The sequence below is a fragment of the Streptomyces sp. NRRL F-4489 genome (assembly GCF_001509485.1).
GTDB lineage: Bacteria > Actinomycetota > Actinomycetes > Streptomycetales > Streptomycetaceae > Streptomyces.
This window is the reverse complement of record NZ_LLZI01000075.1, coordinates 1-8,400: the sequence shown is the minus strand read 5'-3', so window position 1 is coordinate 8,400 and position 8,400 is coordinate 1. Positions and strand designations below refer to the sequence as shown.

3 protein-coding genes and 1 pseudogene are annotated in these 8,400 nt (G+C 73.0%); all 4 read right to left on the bottom strand.

From position 1 onward, the window contains the following. Positions 1-185: pseudogene (locus ADL22_RS36030) on the bottom strand (hypothetical protein); the annotation flags it as partial. Continuing rightward, the gene (locus ADL22_RS08530) at positions 182-880 is read right to left on the bottom strand and encodes a hypothetical protein (RefSeq protein ID WP_159048596.1); all 699 of its coding nucleotides are present in this window, start codon (positions 878-880) and stop codon (positions 182-184) included. The gene ADL22_RS08530 and the pseudogene ADL22_RS36030, both read right to left, overlap by 4 nt. A gap of 5 nt (positions 881-885) precedes the next feature. After that, entirely contained in the window at positions 886-7,950 is a 7,065-nt protein-coding gene (locus tag ADL22_RS08525; protein WP_066975376.1) for an eCIS core domain-containing protein, read from the bottom strand. Continuing rightward, on the bottom strand, positions 7,947-8,400 hold a 454-nt coding region (locus ADL22_RS36025; RefSeq protein ID WP_234430599.1), incomplete at its 5' end, for a hypothetical protein. The genes ADL22_RS36025 and ADL22_RS08525, both read right to left, overlap by 4 nt.

Genomic DNA, 8,400 nt, shown 5'->3' with positions numbered 1-8,400 from the left:
CCCCCCCCCCCCCCCCCCCCCCCCCCACTGTCCCCTTCCCCACCGGCCGCCTGCGGCGCCACCTGCCGCTCCAACGTATCCGGATTGAACTGCAACACAATGATCCGCCGCGGAATCCCCAAATCAGGATCCACCACAACAATCCCCGACCGAATAGGCTTAGGAATATCGGGATAACGGGTCACAGTCGCTCCTCCAGACGCCGGCGCAGGTCGGTGTAGTCGTGTCGCGGGAAGAGCCGCGGGAAGACTTCCATCATCTCCCTGAGCCCTGCCGCGAGCGGAGTGAAACCCGGATCCCCGAATCCGGCGTCGGTGAAGAGGTACTGCCAGCCGATGGTCCCTTTGGTCACGAGCAGGGTGTCCAGGTAGGTCCCGTAGTCCAGGTCCATCTCGATCGCGCCCTGACGCATATCGAAGAACCAGATCTCGGGATTGCTGGCCCCGGGCGTCGCCCGCAGCGCCGCGAACCGACCGGATCCGGTGTTGGGGGTGTCGTCGAAGAAGCGAAGTTCGCCGTAGAGCTCGCGCTCCTCGTCGTCCGTGCCCTCCCAGGTCTCCCCCATGCGGTTTTCTTCCACGGTGACGTACAGGTGGCTCAGGTGGAATTCGCCGACGATGTCGTTTTCCGGCCGTGGAATGCGCCAGCACGCCTCGATCTCATCGAACCGGAAGAATCTGCTCCGAATCTCTGGCGCCAGGGGCAGCTCGTGCCATTTGGCGAGGTCTTCGAAGACCCCTTCGGCGTCATCCAGAGGCTCGCTGATCGATCCGAAGCGTGCGACAGAGACTTCCCACTCCTGGCACTCTTCGATCTCTCTCAGCGCCTCGGCGCAGCGGGCTTCGTACGGGAAGCGGCTGTCGGTGGAGATGTGCGTCACGGTCCTCATTCCCAGCTGATCTTCTTGTGCTTGTTCAGGTCTCGAAGATTGGTGAGCATGGCCTCGAGCTCGGGCATCGAGCCGCCCCTCATCGTGCCCTTGAGGCGCCTCATGAGCCGTGTGATCTGGCTGACGGAGGTGAATTTCTTGCCCTTCTCCTCCAACTCCCCCCGTACGTCGAGGAGGTGCTGGCAAATGCTCTCCTTGACGCCCAGCATCGCCGACAAGTTGCTGCGTCCGGCGTGATTGATGGCCAGGGTCCCCTCCTCGTCCTTGGCCGGGGGCTGAACGAACTGGTCGTAATGCTTCTCCGTGTGTTGCGGCGTCCAGTCGCCGCGGTTGCGGCCCGTTCCGCCCGTCCGGTCGTAGCCGCCGTACTCCGCGGAGATGTAGCTGGGGAAGCCGGGGTAGCCCTGGTGGCCGAACGCCACCCTGGTGCGGTACCAGATGATTTTGTGCGGCTCCGGAATGGCCCGGTAGGCGATGTCCTCGATGTTGTTCAGGAATTTGATGTTGGTCGCGGGGCCGCGGGCGGGGACGAGGTTGTTGCCCTTCGCCTTTCCGCCCAGGCGTTCCGGCAGGAGGTGCATCCGCACCCAGGCCGCTCCCTGGCTCAGTTTCTTGCTCCGGACGTAGTCCCAGCCGGGCGGCTGGTTGTCCTTCGCCGCGTTGGCGTCCTCGCCGGGCCCGCCGAAAACGGTCTTGGCGCTGGAGCCCAGGTAGCGGGAGGTGTGTTCCTCGGCGCTGCGCCCGGGGCCGAGGTCGTGGAAGTCCTGGTATTCGGGCGGCGTGGGGACGTCGTAGTACTTCCGCTGGGCGGCCGCGTCGGCGATCTGCCGCATCTCGCCCCGGAGTTTCGCCAGGCGCTCCGTGCGCTCCGCCTTCTTCGCGTCGTTCTCCTTCGCCTGCGTCCTGGTGGGGATGCCTTTCTGGGTCGCTTTGGCCGCGGTGTAGGCCCGTTCGGCGGCCAGCAGGTGGTGCATCTGCTGCGCCTCGTCCGCCTTCGCTTCCGGTTTTCGGAGGTCTTTGCGCCAGTCGGCGAGGAACGGCGGTACCTCTTCGGGCGTGCTGTGCAGGAACATCGGCGCCCGCGGGCCCCGCCCGTGGAACATCAGGACGTGCACCTCGTGGTCGTCCACGTCGCGGAACCGCACCTTCGGGAGGTCGACGTCCCGGGAGCCGTTCTTGTCGTTCTTGTCCTTCTTGTCGTGCTTCCGGTCCCGGTTGCGGTCGCGCCGGCGGTGGTACCGGTTCCGCAGGCGGTCGCGGTGGTGGCGCCAGCGGTTCCGCAGGCGGTGGGCGCGGTCGTGGAGTTTGCGGCCGAGGTGGCGGGCCTTGCCGAGGAGGCGGCGGGCGGCGCGGCGGGCGCGGGCCAGGGCCGACTTGACGGTCTGGCGGGCGCGGTTGAGGGCGCGGCGGACGCGCGACGGCCGGCGTTTCGGCTTCGTGGTGGGGGTGCGGTGGGTGCCCTTGGGCTTGGCCCCGGTATTGGCCTTGGGCTTCGTCCCGGGCCTGGTTTTGGTCCCGGGCCTGGTCTTCGGGGATGTCTTGGGGCGGGTGGTGCCCGGGTGCTCCGCCGGGTGCTCCGCAGGGTGCTTGGAAGCAGGGTGCTTGGAGGCGGGGCGCTCGGGGCGGACGGTGCTGCGCCCGGGGCCGCGGCGCTTGGGGGCGGAGGTGCCGGAGGGGGCGGAGGTGCCGGTGCGTTGTTTGGTGCGGGCGTCGCGGAGGCGGCGGCGGGCGTCGTTGACCTCGCGGCCGTCCGTGCGGCGTTCGTGCGCGTCGGGCTTCTTCTTGGCCTTCGGCTGCGGCCGGTCCTTGGGGTGCGGCTGCTTCTCCGGGGACGGGCGCTTGGCCGGGCGGGGCCCGGGCTCCGGGCGTGAGGTCTTGTCGGGGGACGGTGTGCGGGGCGCCGGGCGCTGCCCCGGTTTGTCGGTGGCCGGACCGGGTTCGCCGGGCCGCTCGGTGCGGTGCGGGTCGGCGTTCCGGGCGGTCGGCGCGGTGTGCGGCTCGGCCCCGGATTCGTGGCCGGGCCGCCCGGACCGGTTCCCGCCGCCGGGCCCGCCGGGCGCCTCCGCACCGCCGTGCCCGCCCGGCCGCCGCTTGGTGCGGAGGTTCTTCAGGATGTCGCCGAGCTTGCGGGTCACCCCGCCCATGAAACGGGTCAGACCGTTGATCAGTTCCTGGTAGAGCAGTTCCAGGAGGGCGATGACCCCGGCGGCGACGGCCTTGGCGAACGGCACCGCCCCGTTGCCGCTCTTGACCGCCTTGAGGAAGTCCATGAAGAGGCCGAACGCGGCGAGGATCCGGCTGAGCGCCCCCCACGCCGTCTTCAGGGCGTCGATGATGCCCATCACCCAGCCCGCGCCGGGGATCAGCTTGGCCACGACCTTCTCCATGACCAGCGTGCCGATGATCATCGGCAGCTGCTCCACGGCCGCGTCCCAGGCCATCTTGCCCATTTCCTGGATCGTGACGCCGCCGCTCAGCAGCTCCTGGAACTCCTCCGGCGGCAGCCCGGTGATCTCCTGGACCTTCTGGTTGAACCACTCCTTGACCGCCGACTGGATCTCGTTGAAGAGATGGTCCTTCGCACCGCTCTCGGCCGCGCTGCCCGCCTTGCTGATCCAGTCGCCGGGATCGGAGACGATGTCGCTGAAGATCGCCGCCCATTCGCCCAGCGCGGCGATGGCCTGCTGCCCGAACTCCACCGCCGAGACGGTGACGTTCTCCGCGACGTCCACCGCCTTCAGCAGCCCGTCCTCCATCACGTCCAGCCCGGCGAGCAGCGCGCCGCCCAGCCCGTCGAGCAGCTTGCCCGCCACGTCCTTGAGCTTGTCCGCGGCCTCGTTGACCTTCTGAACGGCGTAGTCGCGGCCCGCGTTGATGGTGTTGCGCCACTTGTCGCGCATCGCCGGGTAGTCGGCGAGCATCTCGTCGCCGAACGCGATCAGCGCGTCCGCGAAGTCGTTGATCTGCTGGACGACCCAGTTCCGCGCCTCGTCGATGAGCTGGAACACCTCGCGTTTGAACGCGTCGATGAGGTCGGTGACGGCCTTCCGGGCCCGTTCGAAGAACCGCTTGATGGAGTCCTTGAGGTCCTGCCACCACTGCTTGAGCTGGTCCAGGAACCCGCCGTCGCCCTTCTCCGCCTCCTTCTTCTTGTCGTCCTGCTCCTGCCGGGCGTCCTTCTCGGCGTCCGCGTGCTCGTCGTCGATCTTCTGGTTGTCGTCCTCGGTCCGCTTCTCGACGTGCTTATCGGTCTCGTCCTGCTTGTCGTCGATGTCCTTGCGGACCTTCTCGAACTTCTTCCCCTTCTTGCCGTCGATCTCCGCGACCTTGTCGTCCTGCTCCTTGCGCCACTTGTCGCGGGCGTCGGCAATGTCCTGCTGCCCCTTCTCCCGTTCGCCGGCCTGCTTCTTGGTGCTGGTGTCGACCTCCCGCCGGAGGTCCCGGTCGTGCTTCTCCCGGTCCGCCCTGGCCTTGTCGTCCTTGGTACGGCGCTCCTTGCCCATCCGCGCCAGGCCCTGCCCGAACGCCGCCTGGATCTGCGGGCCGCGGTCGTGCTCGGCCACCGCGGACGCCGACTCGACGGGCACCGCGCCCCCGCCCGCCCCGGGCGCGCCGCCCCGGCCGGCCGGTTTCGCGCCGCCGGGCACCTTCGCGGTCAGGGTCTCCCGGGGGGCGTCCGGGTAGATCTGGTCCTCGCCCATCGGCCGGGCCGCGTCCTCCCGGCCGGACCGGTGGACCTCGTCCCGCCGCTCGTCCAGCTTCCGGTCCTGCTCGTCCGTACGCCGCGGATCGGAGTCGTCCCGGAGCGGCAGCCCGGGGGCGTTGCCGACCCGGGCGCCCTTCAGGCCCTCGTCGGTCGTCGGCAGGCCCAGGATCGAGTCGATCAGATCGTCGAACGGGAAGATCTTCTTGAGCAGCGCGCCGCCGATCGTCAGCAGGATGTCCCACCAGCTCGGCTCCGGAACATCGGCACCGGGCGCCTCGCCCTCCGGCCGCTGCTCGCCGGTGATCTCGTCCGTCTTCCCCTTGGCCGCGTCGGTGCGCGCGACCTTGTCCTGCGGATAGGTGCCGGGCGCGGCGGGCTTCGGGCCGCCGGGGACGGTACGGGGCGAGCCGATCGGGCGCTCCATGCGCGGGGGCGCGTTGTGCAGCGCGGTCCGCTCCTTGCCGACCGACGTGCCCACCGCGCTGTTGACGCCCCGGAACGTCTCCAGCATCTGGTACGGCTTGAGCCGCGACACCGTGGCCAGTCCCGCCTCGGGCGTGCCCTGCGAGACATCGGGCGGCGGCGCGTCCTTCTTCGGCTTGGCGGGCGCGGACGAGGCGCGGCCGGACCCGCTCCGGCCGCCGCCGCGCGCGGGCGCCGGGGCCGATGCCGTACGGCTGCCGCCTGTGCCGGTGCCTCCGCCGCTTCCGGAGCGGACGTTGCGGGCGGCTTGCCGGGCTGCCTGGCGTTGGCGGGGCGTGGACGGGGACGGTACGGGCGGGGGCGTGCCCCGCGCGGGCTTCGCGGACGGCTCGGCCGGGGACCCGCCCTGCGCCTGGGCCGCGGCGGCGGTGGGGCGGGCCGGTCCGGTAGCGGCCGGGGCGAGCCCCGGAGTGGACGACGGGCCGGGGGCGGCCAACTGGCTTGCGCCCGACGCCGGTTCGGGCGTGGTGGCCGGGCCATGGCCCGCGGTGAGGTCCCGGCCCGGGGCGGCGGAATCGGCCTGGGCGGCGGGCTGGGCGGCGGGCTGATCGGTGGGGGCCGGTGGGTGGCTGGTCGTTCCTTGGGGGGTGGTGGCTGCCGGGGCTTCCTGGGGCGTACTGGCCTGGGTGGAGGCGGCTGCCGGGGCGGAAGCCGGAGATGCCGCGGACGTCTGGGACGCTGCCGACGACGACGCGGACGTCTCGGCCGAGGCCGACGACGAGGAGGACGCCGCTCCCGACGACGCCCCCGGCGCGGCGGCGGCCGTCTGCCGGCGCGCGTCCTCGTCGGCCTTCGACAGCTTCTCCGGCTCGGCCGTGCCGCCACCGGGCACGTCCATGCCGCCCGTCCCGGGGGTCGCGGTACGGGCGGCGTCGTCCCGCCGCTTCGCCGCGGCGTCCGCCGCCCGTTCCGCGGCCTGTTCCTGGGCCAGTTCTACGTCGTCGGGGTCGCCGGGGTCATCGTCCGTATCGTCCTGGGCGGAGTCTTCGCCGACCGTGTCCTCGGCCTTCTCGTCCGGGTCGGGGCCGACCTCCTGTTCGGTGGACTCGCCGGCCGCCAGGTCCTCGGAAAGCCGCCGCTCGGGCTCCTGGTCCTCCTCCTGCTCGTCCTCGGGGGAGGGGCCGTCGTCGTTCGCCCCGGTCCCGTCCGCGGTCGCGGCCTCCCGTGCGGAGCCGGCGAACTCGTCGTCGGTGGCGGGGGAGTCGATGACGCCGGGTGCGCCGTCGCGCGCCCCGGCCCGACCGGCGGAACCACCACCGGAGAGGGCCGCTTCCGCCCCGCCGGCGGCAGCGTCCGCACCCGCGTCCGCGTCGCCCTGCCCGTCCCCGGAGGCCCCATCGTCCGCCCCGGCGTCACCCACCCCCGAGTCATCCGCGACATCGGCGTCAGCGTCCGCGTCGGTCTCCGCCTCGGCCTCCGCGTCCGAGTCCGCCTCGTCCTCCAGGCCCAGCGGTTCGTCGTCCGCGTCCTCCTCGTTCTCGGGGTCGCCGGTGCCGGGAGCGGTGTCCTCGTCCCGGCCCCGCCGGTCCTTCTCGCCCGGTTCCGCCGCGCTGTTGTCCGGCGCCTCCGGGGCGGTGGCCTGCTCGCCGCCGGGCCCGGCCGGCCGTCCGCCGCCGGTTTCCGCCGCCTGCACGGCCGTGCGCTGCCCGGCACCGCCCGCGGCGGCCTGCTCCTCCACGCCCCGCGCGGCGCCCGCCCCGTCCCGTTCGGCCGCCTGCTCGTTGGCGGTACGGTCGTCCTGCCGGGCCTGCGCCTGCTCCGCACCGCGCGCCCCGGCCGCCGCCCGGTCCTGCGCCGCGGCGGCCGCCACTGCGGCCGGCCCGGTACCCGTATCCGCCCCCGGCGCCTGAGCCCCGCCCGCCGCCGCGGACCGCCCGCGCTCCGGACCGCCGTCACCGGCCGGGTCGGCGTCCTTGCGGTCCCGTTCCCGCGCGCGGCGCTCGTCGTCCGCCTTCTCCTCCTGCCCGCGCCGTTCGTCCGCATCGGCGGCCCGCCGGGCCCGTTCCTGCCCGATGGCCGCGGCCTCGTCGGTGACCGGTTCGGGCGCGCCCGCCGCCATGAAAGGCAGCGGCCCCCGCTCCGCCTCCTCGACCAGATCCAGCAGCCGATCGTGCTCCGAACTGAACAGCCGCACCTCCAGCCGCGCCAGCACCGCGTCCTGCAACTCCGGCGCCATCCGCGCCAACTGCATCCGCACCCGCCCCGAACGATCCTCCGGATCCCCCCGCAGCGACCGCAGGACCCCGTTGGCCAGGCGGTCCACCAGGGTTGCCGGGTCGGTGAGTTCGGTGCGGCGGTGGTCGGCGTGGACGGTGGCGTAGCGGAGCCAACCGGGGGTGGGGTGGCCGGGGGAGACGTCCGGGGCCGGGGTGTCCGGCCGGTCGGTGGCGCGCAGGGCGGCGCTGACGGACTCCTGGGCGGCGGTCTCCGCCTCCCGTTCGACCGCGTCCTGGGGAAGGCTGACCGCGCCCAGGTCGCGGCCGGCCCGGAGGGCGCCCAGGCCGTGCGGGTTCTGGACGGTGTGCAGGAGTTCGTGGGCGAGCAGGCGGCGGCCGTCGGCGGTGCCGGGCCGGTAGGCGCCCTCGCGGAAGAAGATGTCCTGGCCGACCGCGAACGCGTCCGCGCCCATCAGCTCGGCCAGCCGCCCCGACGCGCGGTCGGTGTGCAGGCGGACCTGCCCGAAGTCGTGGCCGAGCCGCTCCTCCAGCTCCCGCCGCACGCCGGGGTCCAGCGGCTGGCCGGCGCCGCTGACGATGTTCTTCGGCTCGGGCGCGGCCGTCCTGGCGGTCCGCTCCCGCCGCTTGCGGCGCCGGTCGTCCCGCGCGGCCGGCGACCGGCCGCCGGACTCCGCCGCCCGGGCCGCGCCGCTCACCGCGCCTCCCCCCGCCCCGCCAGCCCCGCGTGCACCGCGCGGGCCAGCGCCTCGCCCAGCCGTACGGGGTGGGTGGTGGCCGGAAGCGGCGGCAGACCGGTGAGGACGTCCAGCACGCGGCCCGTCCCGTCGCCGTCACCGCCACTGTCACCGTCACCGGAGGCCAGCGGAACGCCCCGTTCCCGTACGAGCCGCGCCAACTCCGCCTGGAATGCGGCCGATACGCGTCCCGGGTCCGTGACCCGCGCGTCGAAGCCGTCCAGGACGAGTTCGCCGATGTCGATACGGAAGGTGCGAGTGGGGCCCGTGGAGCCCGTAGGGCCAACGGTCCCTGTAGGACCAACGGCCCCCGTAGGACCAACGGCCCCCGTAGGGTCCACGGCCCCCGGGCCACCGCCCCCCGGCACCCCGCCGCCCCCCAGCGCCCCCGCCTCCTGCTTCACACCCATC